Here is a 17,229-nt window from a genome sequence, read left to right on the forward strand (position 1 = left end):
CTCAAGACTCAACTTTATAAACTGATCGCATTCAAAACACGCTGCTTTATATCTGAGTTGTTCATTCAATCGGGGTTATTCAGTAAAAAGGCTCGAACATAGTGGATTGGCTGACTTGAAAAACGGCGTGAATATGAGACATAAAAAGTGAGTAGGCTAAAAAACCTAAGAATAGAAAGCAGGCTCAAAGTCTGAAAAATAGAGCTGAAGAATAGAAAGCAAAAAAATGGCTAAGGTGATTCACCTTAGCCATTTCTATTTGATGTTTGGACTGTTGTTTCTAAGCTAGTGCTATGGAGTCATCGAATAAAGACAGGTTCTAGCCCTTATTCGACATTAACGCTTCTGCAGTCGCATCTTGAATAGACAAAAACAGCGAGGTCACTTGGCCTGTTGGTGAACGCATCGGGTTCAGCGTCACGTTCTGGTACATGAAATCAGCTTGTTGAGTTACAGGGCGAACATTGCGGCACTTAAACAGATAAGGCCTTTGTTGCCACGTAATGAAGCTGCGACAGCCTAGATCGTAGACTGGCTTAGTTTTCAGCCTAAACCACTCTTCAGGGATTTCAGGGAACAGTTCAAAGATAGACTTACCGATAGCATCATGCGATTGCTTACCGCTATGGTGCGTCATGAAGCCATTCCAAACTTGTACTTGAAAGTCACGGTTAATGACCACCAGCCCCATATCGACGTTTTGAACCATGTCCACCATCCAGTGGAACTGTTCAAATTCAGCAGGAAGATTCAACATATTAAAACTCCTCCATTAGGTAGGCCAATTTGTTATCTAGAAGAGGGAGAGACTCATCAACGAACATAAATAGAAGATCACAACGGATGGAAGTGCCATCAATGTTGTAGCTAACTTCGAACGTCATGGTCTTTTTGAACGAGCCACTGGTGTTTTCAATGACAGAATCAATCGAGATGTGTTGCCCAAGCAGAACAGGGGAGCTTTGGAAGAAACGAACTTCTGATTGTTCCCCTAACCCATTCAAGAACGAGCCAACAAGGATATTCGATACATCCATCAGCAGTTCTAACTCTTCGAGCTGTTCGCTTTCGGTTGGCACTTTCATGAGCTTTTTAAGATCGCTCACGCTGGAATCACTCAGCAAGACTAACGCCTCACCCGCAATGCCTTCTCCGCTAAAGCCTTGGCAAACACCCGACACTTGGTCGTTGTCTGCTAGGTCACGAAGTGCCATATGTAATTCACTGACTTCGAAGATGTTAACGTTCGGAAGTGGTAAGTGGACAAATACATTAAAATGACGAGCCAGTGCATCAGCTGCACGGCCTATCGCTACATTCGCCACTTCCATGTAGATATCGCGTCTGCGCAGAACCGGCAGCTCTAATGGACTAGGAATAACGAGTTGAGGCTGTTTTGGTGGCTCGACATGCTCACGTAAAATCGTTTTTAGCGCTTCTTTATCAATCGGCTTTTGCAGAAAGGCTTTCGCCCCAAGCTCCATGACTTTCTGTTGAGCTTTTGGCTGGATATCACCAGAAACGACAACCACAGGCGTTGGGTCGCCCAGTCGCTTCATCTCTTCCAAAGTGCCATAACCATCTAACTCAGGCATAGTGAGGTCGAGGAACATCAATTGGAACTTCTGTTGTGCTAGCTTTTCAAGCGCATCTAGCCCATGGACAGCAAAGGTTATATCCGCATTAAGAGAAGCAGGCAGTGAGCGCGCCATCTGCTTCCTTGCTAACGCAGAATCATCACATATAAGAACTGGGAACGACATAAATGCACCACCGACAAATTAAAGCTAATTCGGACGAGTGTAACAGAACATTATGGTATCAGGTACGGGGTGAATGGATTTATATGTAGATTATTAGTAAGAATGATGGAACAAGCAGGTAAACTATTATCTCGCATTATTCTTTATGAAAAACAATATGCTACAAAGATATACCCTTTCAACTTGAAGATGCAGGTATCAGTACCTGAAAATTATCTGTAATTCTGGATACAAGTGAGCCTGCAACTTCTGGTAACGTCACATCGAAAAACTTTTTGATAGCAGAGGTGAATGCTGTTTTGGAGGGAAAATAGACATTGTTCCTCACATGCTCATTCATTACTTTCCAAAGCCGCTCTATTGGATTTAAGTTTGGGCTGTATGAGGGTAAGTAATGAAGCTCTATATTGAGTACTTTTGCCGCATTCCTAACCATTTCTGACCGATGGTAGGCTGCACCATCAAGCACAATATGCACGGTTTGCTCTAGTGGATAATGCTCTTTCTTGAGTTTCCAAAAGAAGCGAACAATACTCTCGCTATCTATCGTTTCATAAGTATCTGTGATCGTTGCGCTGATGTTTTTCAATGACAGAGCACCGATTAGATTCACTCGAGTGCGGCTACCTGTCGTTTCAATTAGCTTATCCTGTCCCTTACGGATCCAGCCACAGCTAAGTTTTGTTGATTGAGTTGGATGAACGGCGTCCATGAAAAGTACAGGCGCATCCTTGGGCTTAAGTACCTCGTTGTAATACTCGATAAATGCTTGCTGCTCTTCAGGCTTTAGTTTATGTGGTACACCTTTGGGCTTTTTGTATGCAAAACCGTGGTGATGTAACCACTTATTAATCCCAGAAACGGTGTAGCTCACACCGAATTCAGCTTCGACGTAAGTAACGATTTGACGCGTATGAAAATAGGTTTTCTCAGTCAAATGCTCGATGAGCTGCATCGTCTGAGTATCAGAAAGTAGACTCTGGCTCCCGCCATTCTCAGGTTTAAGTTTTTCAGATAGAGCATAATCACTAAGATGACGAGCAACTGTAGATTCATGGATACGAAGGGCTTGAGAGATCATAGGCGGGCTCCAACCTTCGGAAGCTAGCAAGACAGCTTTTATACGGTCGCATACTCGACGATCACGCTCAGTATTGTGCATCTGTTCGAGTTGTTGTTTTTGCTCAGGAGTTAGTACCATTTTCATGGTGAGTAGCATGATCCTGATTTCATTGAAAATCAAGCATTTTCAATGATCACGGGTATAACAGCAACTCAATATTGTGGAGTATTAATACTATTTTATTAAATCAAAGCCCTAATAAGTCGGTTTACTAAGGCTCGGTTTAACCATGCATTTATCGCTTCTATATATCCAATGCAAGAGAGCGAATACAAGATGTCTTATACATCAGAGCAAATACAAACAAGCTAGAACTGGTATGACGGCCATAGGATCAGTAATGCGAAACGTATCACCACAGCAAACACCAATAAAGCGATGCCTAAACGGTACCATTTGTATTCGGCAATATTCATTGGGATGCGCTTGTAAAACATAGTAATCACGTCCTTCCAATCACTACTGCGTCTTCCGTATTGCATCATGCTCGTCAAAACAAACAGTGCGCCAAGCACAAGCATTCCTTTTTCAGCCCAGAACAATCCAACTTCCATTTAGGTATTCCTTGATAAAACAGTGAGCAACTCAAATCATTCTAGTCACCTTTGCGTTCGGTTTCTGTAAGACCAAGGTCTAAATGACGAAGTACGCAAATTCAGGGCTTATACCTCATTGTTGGTAATTGGTAGATCTCTGTCAGCAGTGCAACGTTTATCGTTCAAGGTTTCATGGTAAAGGCGAACATCACAATCAAATCACGTATAAGCATGATTCGACAAATCTGGTGATTGGTTGTTCTTTTGAATGACACGCATCAATTGGATGAGCAGCAGAATACCTGTCACACCTAAACCAACACCGATCCCGCCCCAGATCCCTGCTAATTCAAATTTTGGCATCAAATACCAAGCGGCAGGCAGGCCGAACGCCCAGTAGCCAATGGCTGTAATCACGGTTGGCATTGAGACAATTTTCATCCCTCTTAGCAAGTTAATCGCCAGTAGTTGCCAAGCATCAACAATAAAGCAAAGAGCAACGACCCAAATTACAGAAGCCAACAGCGACGTCATTGCGCCAGTGCCGTCGTCTAACTTGAAGATAGAAGCGATCATATCAGGCCATATGATGAACAAGGCAGACAATCCGACACTCAACACCGACACCAAGATAAAGCTTAGAGTCGAGGTTCTTTTGATTCCTTCATAGTCACCCGCGCCAAAATCGCGACCAACCAAAATAGCGGCAGCTTGCGAGAAACCGAAGTTGAAGTTCCAAGTAAAGCTTAAACATTGCAACAGTATTTGGTGCAGAGCTAACGAAGCTATACTGATCGTACCCGCCATTAAGGTGCCGCCGTATATCAAGCCATGCTCAAGTAACGCCGCCAAGCCGATAGGTAAACCCATCATTAGCAAAGGGCTCATCAACTTGATTGAATACTCTTCGGTATTTAACCAAGGGGCGAAATGTTTGAACTCGTCACGCTTGAATACCCAAACCGTGTATCCAACCATCACGATAAATGCCGCGATAGCCGTACCTAAACCCAAGCCTGTTAAGCCCATATCGAGTTGGAACGTGAGGAAGTAGCTCACAGGCACGTTCAGAATTACGGTGATCACAGACATCACCAGAATTGAGCGAACATTACCAAACGCACTGGTTAAGCCACGAAGCACCAACAAGATAAGCGAAGGCAACATCACCCATTTCAAGGCGTGTACATATTCCATGGCTAAGGTGATCACTTCTGGCGGCTGTTTTGCTGCTTCCAATACCCACGGAGCAAACCAGAAGCTGGCCATTAGGGTCACGCTGAGCACGAATGCCAGCATAGTTGCGCCTTTCACCGCCAATCTGATTTGTGTATTACCAAACTCTGGTCGTGCGACACGCTGACCATAAGCAATAGCGATCAGATTCGCGACACACCCTACCGTGCTGCTCGCAATAATGAAGATGAAGAAGTAAATAGAGGCACCTAAGCCACCAGCCGCAAGCGCTGACACGCTGATTCGCGACATCATCCAAACATCAGTAAGGACTAAAGCCATGGATATCAGCTGTGAAATGATCAAAGGGAATGCAAGAGTGAGTATTTTTTTCATGAGCGCCTCAGTTAATTTCGCCCAAAATACGATCGATGGGGCTAGCGTTCAATTGATAAATTTGCGACTCTAACATTCTAAAAACTCATGCGAACGAATTATGACCCCATATCCTAGCTTGCCATCCTCACATAATGGCTTAAAAGCCTTCGAAGCGGCAGCAAGGCTGATGAGCTTTACGTTGGCTGCCGATGAGCTCAACGTGACACAGAGTGCAATCAGCCGTCAGATCAAACAGCTTGAAGATGAGCTGAACGCATCGCTGATCATTCGTAAGCATCGAGCCATAGAATTAACGGTACAAGGTCATGATCTGTATGTGGCTTTGCGTGAAAGCTACGGCAATATCGAATCTGTGATCGCCTCTTGGAGTGAGCCAAAACAGAAACGTATTGTGATTAAAGCGACCTTGAGTTTTGCTACGCGAGTGTTGATCTCCAAGGTTCGAGAGTTGAACGAGCGTTACTCTGATTACGAGATCGTTATCGTTCCTGTGATTGAAGAGGATGAAGCGATAAACAGCAGCGAGTACGACTTGTTGATCTTCCATACTCGATTCAAAAAACGATACGACAACACGCCTGACATCACTTTCTTGCGTGAAGAGTTTATGGCGCCAGTCTGCTCCACGAGCTTAACGAATGCTGTTGGTTTGACTAAGAAAGATACCGACCTCGATTCGATCTTAACCATGCCAAGGCTTCACCCGACCTTAGATCACCATGACTGGAAAGTATGGCTGGCCGATGTCGAGTTCCCACCGAAAAAACCCGTCAGAAATACCAGTTTCTTGTCTTTGGATATGGCACTCAGTGCTTGTTTGTCGGGCGAAGGCGTCACAGTGACGGATTTACTGTTGGTTTTACAGGATCTACAACGTGGCTTCTTGTATTGTCCTAAAAACGCAAAGATCCAGAACAGTGCGTGGACTTATTTCATCCACCAACGCACTTACTCGCCTGTGATCAACGATCTCATTGATTGGCTTAAAGGAGAGACTGTAAAAGAGATCGAATTACTGAAAGCCCTATCCCATCAAAATCATTGGTCTGGTGTCATCCAAGATCATTAAGGGATCTGTGCCTAAGATCTAAAAGTCGTGATTATCGGCGCAGGACTGAACGGTTTAGCAATCGCATTATCGAATAGTCGTTCGCCTTTCTAAACATTAGGCTAGTAAAACGCGCCGTTCTCTAGACTACTCGTTTACAAAACAATAAGCCGCAGCACATGCTGCGGCTTATGCTATCTACCCGCCATTTTTCACTTTGTTGAGCAAACACTAAAGCTTAAACATACGCGCACTGCGTGGTGGTAAGTTGAAGGTATGATAGCGAGAAGTCACGGTTTCTGTCGCGCTGCTCAATGCGTCTTTGTATTGAACATTCCAGTTAAACTCATGTTGGTAAGTATCGACTGTCACGCCACGCGTTTCGCCACACTTGTTAATACCAACAACGCCTTCTTTGTCACGCTTGAACAGCAAAGTACATTGGTCGCTCGAAATCATCGTCATTGATTTGCCTTGCATCGCGTTGTGGAAGCTCAACATGTTCTTCATTGTCGAACGATTCCAAACATTGCCCCAGCGACCGTTATCCTTATCTTCAGAATCAGGAAGATCATCGCTGTAGATCAACGGCGTGCCACCGTCTTTACCAAGGATATAAGCGTAAGCGAGCTGCTCATCTTGTGGATCCATGATTTGATAACGGAAGCCGTCATTGGTTGAAATATCATGCGTGATCGCGAAGGTGATCGAGCGATTGTCATCCAATGCCTGACCGTACGCTTTTGGATCATGCAGCGGCTTCATACCGCCGCTCATTGAGAACGCAGAGCGAATCGATGCAAACAACGGGAAATCGTACGCAGAGTGATTGGTGTTGTTTAAGTATGGCGCTAAGAACGACTCATAGCCGCTGTTCCCCGCTCCACCACTGGTGACCACCTCACCAAACACATGCATGTTCGCTGTAATCTCTGACGTAAACACTTGGTCGATTTGATACTGACTCATGTGTTTCACTGCATCAATGCGGAAACCTTTGATGCCCATGTCCTTTAACGCTTCGAGGTATAAACGCTGTTGTGACACTACCCAGTTGTTTGGAGCTAGATCTGGAAGCCCCACATCACCAGCGACACCACACAAACGCCAATATTGAACATGGCCAGGATCGTTCCAATCTGAAATACAGCCTGCGGCATGGAAATCGTTAGCCGAGACAAAACCTTGCGCTAAGTTGCCAAACAGAGTTTGGTCAGCATAGTAGCTTGAACGGCTGGCATAATCGTTTAACACTTCAGTGCCTGGGTAATCCAAATCACTTCGCTTCCAGCTTTCATTCGCCATATGGTTCAGCACCACATCGGCGTAAACATCGACGCCCACAGCTTTGAGTGCAGTGATCATTGCGGCCAAATCTTGTTTATTGCCCAAAGGAGAATCAATGGTACGCAGATCTTGAGGTTGGTAACGCGCCCACCATTGGCTGCCACTGGATTTCATTGCCGGAGCAACCAGCACTTTCTTATAGCCCGCTTGAGCAATTTGATTGGCGTTGGTCGTCACATCTGAATACTTCCAATTGAAAGCATGCAGAATGGTGTCGGCATAAGTGGCTGAACTAAAAGAGCAAAGTGCGAGCGTGGATATGAGTAGGGTATTTATTGGTTTCATAGAACATATATCTCATTATAAATTCACAAGAATGATATGAGCGAGAAAGACAATTAAAACGACGGATAAATCAGAGTTGAATTAGCGTCACCTTCTGTTGATATTGATTTTATAAATTTGAGCTGTAGACGATCTTATGTGAGGAAAATAGGATGCTCGTTTAAGGGCATTTGCAACGAATGAAATGCTCAAACAAGATGTCACGTACTCACAACAGAGTGCTAAATTAAGCTTTAATCTATTGTGCGCCAAAAGAGAAATGAGAAATGAGAAATGAGAAATGAGAATTAATTGAATCAAGTTGACCAGAACAGGACAAAGACTTTGGTCGGCCCTTCTAAACTACGTTATGATTCCTTTTCCCCTCAACCAATTGATATTTTTATGCCTTCTTTCTCTTTTTCACTGATCCCTGTAGGGGTTCGGTTCATGATCCTTTCCGCTTTTGGATTCGCACTGATGTCAGCTTGTGTGAAATACATCAGCAATTACGGCATACCTGTATTTGAAATTGTTGCAGCAAGGGCTTTAGTGTCTTTGATCATCAGCTACATCGACGTTAAACGAAAAGGTATTTCTATCTGGGGCAATAACAAACCTCTGTTGTTTGTTCGTGGCGCAGTCGGTACCGCAGCGCTGATGTGTGTGTACTACGCCGTAACCACGTTACCGTTAGCTGAAGCGACCATTCTACAATACGTACACCCCGTATTTACTGCCTTGCTTGGCGTGTTATTCCTCAAAGAGCAAGTCCAGAAATCGACCATGATCTGCATTGCCTTTTGTCTTGCGGGCTTATTGGTGATGGTACAACCAAGTATGAACAGCAACGTAAGCAGAGATTTGCCGTTATTCAGTATTCTGGTGGCATTACTTGGAGCGTTTGGTAGCTCAATTGCTTATGTGATTGTCCGAAAGCTGAGCCAGACGGAAGACAGTTCTGTCATCATCTTCTACTTCCCACTGGTTGCGCTACCGATCTCCACAGCCCTTATTTGGAACGACTTTGTATGGCCAAGTCTATTCCTTACCGTGATGCTCGTGTTAGTCGGTATTTTCACTCAGATAGGCCAATACGGTTTGACCAAAGCGATGCAAACTCAAGCGGCGGGCAAAGCTTCGGCTTACTCTTATGTTCAGATTGTTTTCTCGGCACTGTTAGGCGTGTGGATCTTTGATGAGATACCATCAGTTTGGACTTATCTAGGCGGTGGCCTGATTGTCACTGGTGCACTCATTAACGTGTTTGGTAAACAACTATTAATGCCGTTCAAGACTAAGTAGATAACCGAACGAAAAAGCAGTTAGCCAGCAGACATTAAATAAATCTAAAAAGGGCATTGCGGAATATTCCACAATGCCCTTTTTGGTACTGTTTACCAGAAGACTCAATTAGCTTGTAGCATTACGCAGTTTGGGATCATCGCTCAGGTATTCAACGAACTCGATTTCAAAGCCTGCCGGATCCACAAAGTAGACGTTTTTTCGGTAAGGTTCTTCAGCGCCAGGTTTAGCAATAGGAAAACCCGCATCAATAAGGCGTTGAGTGACGCTCTCAATGTTATTGGTCACATAAGCGAAGTGCGCAAGGCCAACAGAGTGCCCAGCCAAATCTCTATTTTCACCCTCACCGTGATCGCTCAGTGCGATGTATTGGTATTCATCACCAAAATGCAGCCAGTTACGTGGCTTGCCTGACCATTCGCCTTTCCCCTCATCACGGACATACCAATGAGGGAACGCTGCTGTGTAGAAAGTCAGCATTTCAGGGATGTCTTTAACGACTAAATTCACATGTTCAAGTTGGATCATTCTTCTCTCCTTAAAGTATTCTCGTAAGCAACGTTGCACATACTAGTAGCTCAAGTTAAGTTGAGGTAAAGCATTAATTTGCATTTATTTCGAGAACGTTTTTAGAGCCTAATTTGTCGTATTTTCTGCGATACAAATCCTAAGTTTAGACGACCTAATTCAATGTGACGCCTTTGGAATACATCCTTTCCACATAGCCATGTTAAAGTCGCATGAATTGCTGTTTTGTCGGAAGCATCACTCCTAGGAACAGTTGTGAATAGAGTCCTGAAAATACCTTTTGTGATCGGAACATAGAATTAAGTCGTAAGTAATTGAATATAAGTACTTAGCGGTTTTTATCTACTAGATTGTGGGAGCAACACATGGACAACAGAATCACCATTATTGAGTTTCTCAGAGTGTTTGAGTGCATTCGCAGCACTGGCGAACAACTGGACAATAAATATCAAGTGGGCGAAATGACGGCTTGGCATGATTACGATGGTTACACCTGTTGGCTAAGCTACAAAGATGTAACCGTGACGCTGATGTTTCATGGCTCACTGAAAATTGAGTACGATAACGCTTCAAACTATTCTGAATTCATCGAACACTGTCTGGGTATGATCGCGACTGAACCTTCTCCACAAAACGCGAACAGGCTAACGGCTAACGGCTAACGGCTAACGGCTAACGGAGAAAATCATGAACAGAACGGCTTTGAAAACGCATTCATTGCTTAAGCATAGACAACCCTTCTGGGTAATATTCAGCTTGTCTTTTTTATGGTCTCAGGGAGCGGTAGCAGGAATAGATATGATTGATTTCACACAAGCGAACGAACATAAGAACTGGACAGCGACCAACGACAACGTGATGGGTGGAATCTCGAGCGGTGGGCTTGTTTATGATGGTGGTATGAATCAGTTTAAGGGCGAGCTATCGTTAGAGAATAACGGTGGCTTCAGTTCAATCAACCGCGCTATAGAGTCCCTAGGCTCTGAAATGGACAGCGTAGAACTGACGTTTGTAGGTGACGGTCGCACTTACCAATTGAGGTTCACCACTTGGACAGGCGGCCATCGAACCAACTACAAGCACAGCTTTGAGACAATCAAAGACGAGCAACTCAGGAAAGTCTTCCAACTAAAGGACTTTCAAGCAGTGTTCAGAGGTCGATCGCTCAGTGGTGCGCCAAGACTTGAAGCTCAAGACATTAAACAGATCGGCTTTTTGATTGCAGATAAACAACCTTTGCCCTTTGAGCTAAACCTCATTCAGATTCAATTCAAAGCCCCCCCTCCCCCAAAAAAATCCGAGTAAGGCTCTGAGTAAATCACAGACGAACAAAAGCCTCTGATACCTTTCTTATTCACTAGAGATATCAGGGGCTTTCTCTTCAAGCGTTCAAGCTGTTCAAAAGATCAACGCTTCAAACCGCCAGAGATCTAAATCATTAACTATTAATATTTGATGGCTGTTTTACCAATCGATGCGCTGCTTTCAATACGTTGGTGCGCCTCTTTCAGCGTATCTGAACTCAAACCAATCAGTGTTGTGGTTAGCGTAGATTTGATACGCCCCGCATCAATCAAGTTCGCCGTTTGGAACAAGATATCTTGCTGCTTCTGAATATCGTCTGTGTTGAACAGCGAACGAGTAAACATCAACTCCCAAATGAAGCCTACTGACTTACCTTGTAGCGCCGACAGGTCAATCTCGCTATCAAACTCAACAATCGAACTGATCATGCCTTGCGGTGCAATCAACTCCACCATAGATTCCCAGTGCCCTTTTGTATCAGCAACATTGAAAATGTAGTCGACATGCTGGATGCCTTGTTCGCGCACAGATTCAACCAAGTTACGGTGATTCACCACATGGTCAGCTCCCATGTCTCTTACCCACTGTTCGGTTGCAGGTCTTGACGCTGTCGCAATAACATTAAGGTTGGTTAATTGCGACGCCAATTGAATTGTGATTGAACCTACACCACCAGCGCCACCAATGATCAGAATCGATTTTTTCTCTTCAGGACGAACACGTAGGCGATCAAATAACGCTTCCCAAGCTGTGAGCGTTGCTAGCGGCATAACAGCAGCAGCTTCATCAGAAAGGCTCATTGGTGCTTTAGCCGTAATACGGTAGTCAACGGCTTGGTATTCTGCGTTAGCGCCCATGCGTGTTACGTCACCGGCATAGTAAACACGGTCGCCTAGTTCAAAATCTTCAACGTTTATACCTTTTCCGACCACTTCACCAACCGCGTCATAACCAAGTATTTTTGGTTGCTCAAGTGTTTTATCTTGAGCACTGCGAATACGAATTTTTGCGTCTGCAGGGTTGATAGACGTCGCACTCACTTTTACCAGTAAGTCATTCTCTTTTAATTCCGGCAGGCTCGTTTCAAATTCAAACAGGCTTTCTGGTTCCGTAATCGCTAGTGACTGATTAAATCCGATGGCTTTCATTGTTGATGGTAGTGACATGGTGTTTTTCCCTTAAATTAGATTGAGTTAATTTTAGAGAATTCTCGCTTTAGATAAACAGCCTACTTTTTGAATTATTATCAAATTATTTTTGATAATAAGGTGTATACACGTAAGCAAAATACTAAGATTAACCATTAGAAAATGGCTAAATTTACGGTTAACAGAACAGCCGATTCAAGGCTCAGCACAGGGGAATGAAATGCTTCTTGAAGACCTACAGGTAATTTTAAAGGTGGCGGAGTTTCGCAGTATCACCGCAGCAGCCACCAACCTAGACATGCGCACCGCTACCGCGAGCGCAGCCATCAAACGTGTTGAAGCCGCACTGGGTGCTGAACTGTTTGTAAGAACCACTCGCCATCTAAGGCTCTCTTCAGCAGGCGAGCGCTATTTACCTGAGTGCGAACAAGCCTTGAAAATATTGGAGCAAGCCAAGCTCAACATGCGCGAAGAGCTTGGTATTTTGGATGGAGAAATCCGCATCGCGCTTTCGTCTGATTTAGGGCGAAACCTCGTCATACCTTGGCTTGATGAGTTTCTACTTGAATATCCCAAGGCGACACTTCGCACTAGCATTAGCGACAGCAATATTGATTTTTATCGTGATTCTGTTGATATGGCGCTGCGTTACGGCTCCCCGACAGACGCCAGTATGTATGGTTTTAAGATTTGTGACGTGCCAAGAATATTGTGTGCTAGCCCTGGTTATTTAGCCGAAAATGACACTCCAAATCAACCTAGTGACTTATCTCAACATAACGGTTTATTTTATCAATTGCATGACATATTGCTAGATGAATGGGTGTTTAACGATGGCACTCAAGAGCATAAAGTGAAGCTAAAAGGAAATCGTGCATCGAACGATGCTGACCTAGTAAGACGCTGGTGTATTGATGGGAAAGGGATAGCGATAAAGTCTTGTTTGGATATGTCGAGCCATTTGCTTTCTGGCGAAGTGGTTAAAGTCATGCCAGAATTTAAGCCAACCCCAACCGAACTGTGGTTAGTGTGTCCAAGTCGTCAATCCATCACACCAACTGTTCGCTTGCTAAGAGATTTATTCAGAGAGAAAACCGCAGAGATCCTTTCTCAACTGAGTGAGCAAAGCATTATAGAAACTCAAAAATCTTAACGATCTAGAGATAAAAAAGGCGTTAGTGAGCTTTGAGCTACTAACGCCTTTAATCATTTGAACACCACACCCTATTGATGGACGTCTCGTCTAATACGAGTGCTTAGTTTAACTCTTCTTCAACATCACAGTCAGCACAGCACTGAAGAGCGATTTCATGTTCGAAAGTAATTGTGTCTTTACCTTCTTCCAGTAGCTCTGCGATTTCATCCGCCACTTCTTTCTCATCATCCGCTTCTATGTCGCTTGCTAGCTCTTCTTCTGAATAACCGAAGAAGTTCAGCAGTAAGTATTCACGAGCTTCATCTTTAGTACAAACCACGTTTGCTGAAAGATCTGGCGTAACCTCACCTTGTGCAAGAGTCGCTGTCAGTTGAGCAATAGCATCCTCTTTCATCGCAGGCGTTAACCAACCAAGATCAGTACTTACCGTCGTTTTTTTACAGTCGAAGCAAGGCAGTTGATGAAAGTAGTATTGAAAGCTAGTCATAGGTAATTTCTTCTTTAAATGTTGTATAGCGAGATTATGCGCGTTTTGTAGCAAAATACTATCTCAATCACAACAGGACGCTGAATAGACGCTGATTATTTGTACTGTTCTTTGCATAAGATGATGAGATTGTGCAACACAATACATGCTTGTTCGACGTAAGCGATAGCTTCAGATAAACGAACACCCCACTAAGGTTTACGTCTCGCCAATTTAGAAATAATAGCTGTAAGTAAACTTCAGTTCAGTCCCCTGCCTTTTGTGACCAAAGCTTTGTTCTGCATCATCGAAGAATTCAGTGTAGGTAGCTTTACCCCAGAGCTTACGATTATCAGCAAGCGGTCCTTGGAAAGCGAGATCAAGTTGTAGGTGGTTTATCGTCCCCACACTGCCACCGAAATCAAGCGAGCTATATTGAGGGTTTATTTGCACATGAGTGCTTGTATCGAAGGCAATATGCAGCTTTCGCCAGACTCTGCGCCAGCTATCCGTCCCGTGTTTTTTGACTTTCCATTCACCTTCGCCATAAACCTTTATGACCTGCCGGATCAGTGGCTGAGGCATCAGTGCCATTTACCCACTTTCAATACGTTGGTTTTTCAGAATCGATATTGCATTCCTAAAGTAACCAAATATTCATCATGGTCATAGAAATCAATGTTAGCGTCAGTGATGTCCCACCCACCTCTCGCAATGAAAAGTGTATTCTTCCAATCAAATGGCATCGCATATATGTATGTCGCTGACACACCGAGCTTCGTATCTTCTCGATTTTGCTCCCAAAGAGGGTTTGTGTCGTCAAATTTTTGAAGTCCAACACTGCCCGCTAGCATTGTAATGTGTCGCCCGTTTCTTAGTTGAAACTCAACTTCGGTACTAATACGCTGGCTCTTTAATGCCGAACCTGATGCATCAACATCTAGGTAATTGATCAACCACTCGATTCCCCACGACTCATTTAAGTCAGTCATGTAATTTAGTTCGACATAGCTAAGGTTCGAATTTCTATCGAGCGCTGCTAGGCTGTCTTCTTGGTCTAGCGAATACTTCCCGCGAGCAAATTCAAGAGACCAATCTGAACCCAAAACTCGGTCATAATTCAAAACAAGACCTTGCACAGCAGCGTTTGTCGTCGTTCTATCTGATTGCAATTGATAAGGGTTTTTCCAGACTTCTTTCTCCAACAATCCCGGTACCACACCAATCGCAATATTTGAGCCGTCAGTCAAATAATAACGATATCCAGCTTGCGTGTAAAAGTCGCTAGCCATTCCAACAATATCGGTTTTAAAATACACTTCATTTGACTCATCAAAACGATAGTTAAGATCCCAAAAAGGAATAACAACCGCTTCATTCTTCCTTTCTTGAGAACCCGAATAGTCAGTAATTTTAGCTTGGGACTCGGTATCCATCACCGAATTAGTACCATCTATCCCCGTAAAAAGACTGACACTACCATGAAAGCCAGCTGTTTTTTGTTCTTCTGCATAGACTGTAGAACTAACCAACACGCATCCAACCGCCAACAGCTTAAGATAACCTTTTAGTGAGAATGACTTGGTCGCCTTGTTTCTCTGTTTAGAACTCAACGAAGGCGTAAATAAAACTGGGTGAAGTAACAAGTTTGAGTGAATCATCGTGTACTATCCTTATGTGCTTAGATAGCCAGATTCTACTTAGGCTTGTGTCACAACAAAGTCACAACTCACTGATTAACTTATTTAGAAATAAATCACAGCCTTCGCTTTGTGAGATGTCACCGACAAATGATAGCGCCAGTTGGCACTCTTGCAGACAGCTGAAATGATTTCATCTCCATGACCAAAGCCTTGCCCATCGTGTTCCCTAACATCATTTCCAATCACAAGTCGCCGTCCTTTTAACTGGATGAATATATAGCTATCGGTGTAACTCATCGCATTACGGATAAGATTCGCGATAATGACCTTTGCAAAATAACTTTCTATTTCAACATCCGACAGCAAAACTTGGTCTAGTTGGATACTTCGACCAGAAAGCAAAAAGTGATGCTGCTCGATCGTTTCATTAATGATTGCCTGTAGTGACTTTTTAGGCTGAATCCCCTTTTCTTCCCGACCGAGTAACAAAAAAGTATTGATTAAGTTATCCATCTCTTTATTTGCGACTTGAACACGGCTAATTATTTGCCGTTTTTTATCATTCACTTCTGCGATTTTTAGCAAATCGGTCGCCCCTAGAATCACATTAACCGGCGTTCGTAATTCATGGCTGGCAAAGCGAGTAAACTGTTGCTCTCGCTTCAAAAAGGATTGAATCCTAGAATAGGATTGGTGGTAAGTCCGAAACAGTGCCCCAATTTCATCTTTACGCGACGAAATGGCACTATCATTAACGTTGTCAGACGGGTGTTGAATTTGATGGACCAAAAGGTCAATTGGACCGCTGAAGTAACCTGAAAGCAAGTGAGCAGCAACCAGTCCCAAAACAAACACAACGACCATCATGTACCCAACATAAGCTATCACTCCTTCGCCATAATCGACCATGTGGGGATCCAATTCAGGGAAATAGACAAAGTGAAGCCACTTTTGTTGGAACGGTGACATAAAAGTCACCGTATGAGCATCACTGAGCTCAAATTCTTCTATCCCTACGTTTGTTATACCTTCAAGAAAACTCGGTTTGTTATCGTCTTCAAATTGGTATACAGCAAGGAAATTATCTTCCGGGCTAGTCCAGTTTCCGGAGACTAACGATGTTTGTATCCATTGCTGTTGTAGCAACTTTACGCGTTGGTTAATAAAACTGTCGGCGGCAATTTCGGTAGCCGCCCACGCAATCACTCCGATCGCAATTACCACCAGTAACATCAAAGCCAACATCACAGTAAAGACTTGATGCCTAAGGTGACCAAAGTACCATTGTCTCAATGAGTTTTTCACATTAAACAACATTAAGTCGATATCCTTTGCCACGTTCTGTAACCAGTATCCCTTCTGGCAATACCTTCCTCAGACGGTATATTTGAGTGCGTAATGCACTCGTTTCTTCGGGCTCATCGCCTTTCCAGATTTCATACGCAATGTCTTGATTGCCGACAAGTTTGGGGGCTTTTTTTATGAGTAAACAAACGATACGTTTTTGAGTCGGGTCTAAAGCAAGTTTTTCATCATTAGCCGTGACAGTATCGGTACCGACATCATAAACCAAAGCGCCATATCGAAACTCTGGGCTTAAGCGGCGTTGATTTCTCGCCTCGAGTGCTTCAACTCTAGCGTGCAGCTCTTGTAACTCAAACGGCTTCACCAAGTAGTCATCCGCGCCGGCTTTGAAACCAGCTAATTTATCCTCTAGCGTATCTCTCGCGGTCAAAAAGATAATGGGTATATCAGCGTGACGACCCGCACGAATAGCACTGCAAGCCGTTAAGCCGTTCATTACTGGCATCATAATATCCAATATTATCAGATCAAATCGCGACTCATCTAACAATTGAATAGCGGCCTGCCCATTATACGCAAAGTCAATATCGTGACCAAAGAGCTCTAAATAATCACCTAAATTAGCTGCGGTTGCGTGGTTGTCTTCCGCGACAAGTATTCTCATGTAATTTCCTTTTCAATGACTACTGTATTAGCGCGAAGATTGGTGACGTAATT

The 17,229-nt window shown here is 43.8% G+C and carries 17 protein-coding genes and 1 pseudogene; 5 read left to right on the forward strand and 13 right to left on the reverse strand.

The window, feature by feature from the left end; genetic code table 11:
- Positions 1-319 precede the first annotated feature (319 nt).
- The 5 genes from ACMAZD_RS25215 to ACMAZD_RS25235 all read right to left on the reverse strand — a co-directional run bounded on the left by ACMAZD_RS25215 (position 320) and on the right by ACMAZD_RS25235 (position 4,994).
- Positions 320-757 carry a PAS domain-containing protein gene (locus tag ACMAZD_RS25215; protein WP_102433974.1) on the reverse strand — a complete coding sequence of 146 codons (438 nt, stop codon included), beginning with the start codon at positions 755-757 and terminating at the stop codon, positions 320-322.
- 1 nt (position 758) lies between these two features.
- On the reverse strand, positions 759-1,763 hold the full coding sequence (locus ACMAZD_RS25220) for a response regulator (RefSeq protein WP_435249925.1): 1,005 nt from the start codon (positions 1,761-1,763) through the stop codon (positions 759-761).
- A 178-nt stretch (positions 1,764-1,941) separates the two neighbouring features.
- A complete protein-coding gene (locus ACMAZD_RS25225) occupies positions 1,942-2,970 on the reverse strand; it encodes an IS630 family transposase (protein WP_435247117.1) in 1,029 nt (342 codons plus the stop codon).
- 224 nt (positions 2,971-3,194) lie between these two features.
- On the reverse strand, positions 3,195-3,440 hold the full coding sequence (locus ACMAZD_RS25230) for a hypothetical protein (protein WP_435249926.1): 246 nt from the start codon (positions 3,438-3,440) through the stop codon (positions 3,195-3,197).
- Positions 3,441-3,641: 201 nt separating this feature from the next.
- Positions 3,642-4,994, reverse strand: coding sequence for an MATE family efflux transporter (locus ACMAZD_RS25235; protein ID WP_435249927.1), 1,353 nt, complete (start codon positions 4,992-4,994; stop codon positions 3,642-3,644).
- Positions 4,995-5,094: 100 nt separating this feature from the next.
- On the opposite strand from ACMAZD_RS25235, the gene ACMAZD_RS25240 reads away from it, so the two are divergent.
- Positions 5,095-6,066 carry a LysR family transcriptional regulator gene (locus ACMAZD_RS25240; protein ID WP_435249928.1) on the forward strand — a complete coding sequence of 324 codons (972 nt, stop codon included), beginning with the start codon at positions 5,095-5,097 and terminating at the stop codon, positions 6,064-6,066.
- 210 nt (positions 6,067-6,276) lie between these two features.
- Here the strand turns inward: ACMAZD_RS25240 and ACMAZD_RS25245 are convergent, their stop codons facing one another.
- Entirely contained in the window at positions 6,277-7,677 is a 1,401-nt protein-coding gene (locus tag ACMAZD_RS25245; RefSeq protein ID WP_435249929.1) for an alpha-amylase family protein, read from the reverse strand.
- Positions 7,678-8,061: 384 nt separating this feature from the next.
- Between ACMAZD_RS25245 and ACMAZD_RS25250 the strand changes: the two genes are divergently transcribed.
- The gene (locus tag ACMAZD_RS25250; RefSeq protein ID WP_435249930.1) at positions 8,062-8,961 is read left to right on the forward strand and encodes a DMT family transporter; all 900 of its coding nucleotides are present in this window, start codon (positions 8,062-8,064) and stop codon (positions 8,959-8,961) included.
- 108 nt (positions 8,962-9,069) lie between these two features.
- Here the strand turns inward: ACMAZD_RS25250 and ACMAZD_RS25255 are convergent, their stop codons facing one another.
- Positions 9,070-9,489 carry a VOC family protein gene (locus tag ACMAZD_RS25255; protein ID WP_435249931.1) on the reverse strand — a complete coding sequence of 140 codons (420 nt, stop codon included), beginning with the start codon at positions 9,487-9,489 and terminating at the stop codon, positions 9,070-9,072.
- Between the two features lie 365 nt (positions 9,490-9,854).
- Between ACMAZD_RS25255 and ACMAZD_RS25260 the strand changes: the two genes are divergently transcribed.
- Both ACMAZD_RS25260 and ACMAZD_RS25265 read left to right on the forward strand, forming a co-directional pair.
- A complete protein-coding gene (locus tag ACMAZD_RS25260; protein WP_435249932.1) occupies positions 9,855-10,151 on the forward strand; it encodes a DUF3081 domain-containing protein in 297 nt (98 codons plus the stop codon).
- A gap of 25 nt (positions 10,152-10,176) precedes the next feature.
- Positions 10,177-10,794 carry a CIA30 family protein gene (locus tag ACMAZD_RS25265; protein WP_435249933.1) on the forward strand — a complete coding sequence of 206 codons (618 nt, stop codon included), beginning with the start codon at positions 10,177-10,179 and terminating at the stop codon, positions 10,792-10,794.
- 140 nt (positions 10,795-10,934) lie between these two features.
- Here ACMAZD_RS25265 and ACMAZD_RS25270 read toward each other — a convergent pair whose 3' ends face one another.
- A complete protein-coding gene (locus ACMAZD_RS25270; protein WP_435249934.1) occupies positions 10,935-11,960 on the reverse strand; it encodes a zinc-binding alcohol dehydrogenase family protein in 1,026 nt (341 codons plus the stop codon).
- 202 nt (positions 11,961-12,162) lie between these two features.
- On the opposite strand from ACMAZD_RS25270, the gene ACMAZD_RS25275 reads away from it, so the two are divergent.
- Entirely contained in the window at positions 12,163-13,095 is a 933-nt protein-coding gene (locus ACMAZD_RS25275; RefSeq protein WP_435249935.1) for a LysR family transcriptional regulator, read from the forward strand.
- A gap of 103 nt (positions 13,096-13,198) precedes the next feature.
- Here the strand turns inward: ACMAZD_RS25275 and ACMAZD_RS25280 are convergent, their stop codons facing one another.
- From ACMAZD_RS25280 to ACMAZD_RS25300, 5 genes and pseudogenes are all read right to left on the reverse strand, one after another.
- On the reverse strand, positions 13,199-13,585 hold the full coding sequence (locus ACMAZD_RS25280) for a hypothetical protein (protein ID WP_435249936.1): 387 nt from the start codon (positions 13,583-13,585) through the stop codon (positions 13,199-13,201).
- Positions 13,586-13,798: 213 nt separating this feature from the next.
- A pseudogene (locus tag ACMAZD_RS25285) lies at positions 13,799-14,122 on the reverse strand (hypothetical protein); the annotation flags it as partial.
- A 62-nt stretch (positions 14,123-14,184) separates the two neighbouring features.
- The gene (locus tag ACMAZD_RS25290) at positions 14,185-15,225 is read right to left on the reverse strand and encodes a DUF2860 family protein (protein WP_435249937.1); all 1,041 of its coding nucleotides are present in this window, start codon (positions 15,223-15,225) and stop codon (positions 14,185-14,187) included.
- An 84-nt stretch (positions 15,226-15,309) separates the two neighbouring features.
- Entirely contained in the window at positions 15,310-16,545 is a 1,236-nt protein-coding gene (locus ACMAZD_RS25295) for a histidine kinase dimerization/phospho-acceptor domain-containing protein (RefSeq protein ID WP_435249938.1), read from the reverse strand.
- A complete protein-coding gene (locus tag ACMAZD_RS25300; RefSeq protein ID WP_435249939.1) occupies positions 16,514-17,176 on the reverse strand; it encodes a response regulator transcription factor in 663 nt (220 codons plus the stop codon). Before ACMAZD_RS25300 ends, ACMAZD_RS25295 begins: the two co-directional genes overlap by 32 nt.
- Positions 17,177-17,229: the final 53 nt, after the last annotated feature.

The sequence above is a fragment of the Vibrio sp. nBUS_14 genome (genome assembly GCF_051201655.1).
In the GTDB taxonomy this organism is placed as follows: Bacteria; Pseudomonadota; Gammaproteobacteria; order Enterobacterales; family Vibrionaceae; genus Vibrio.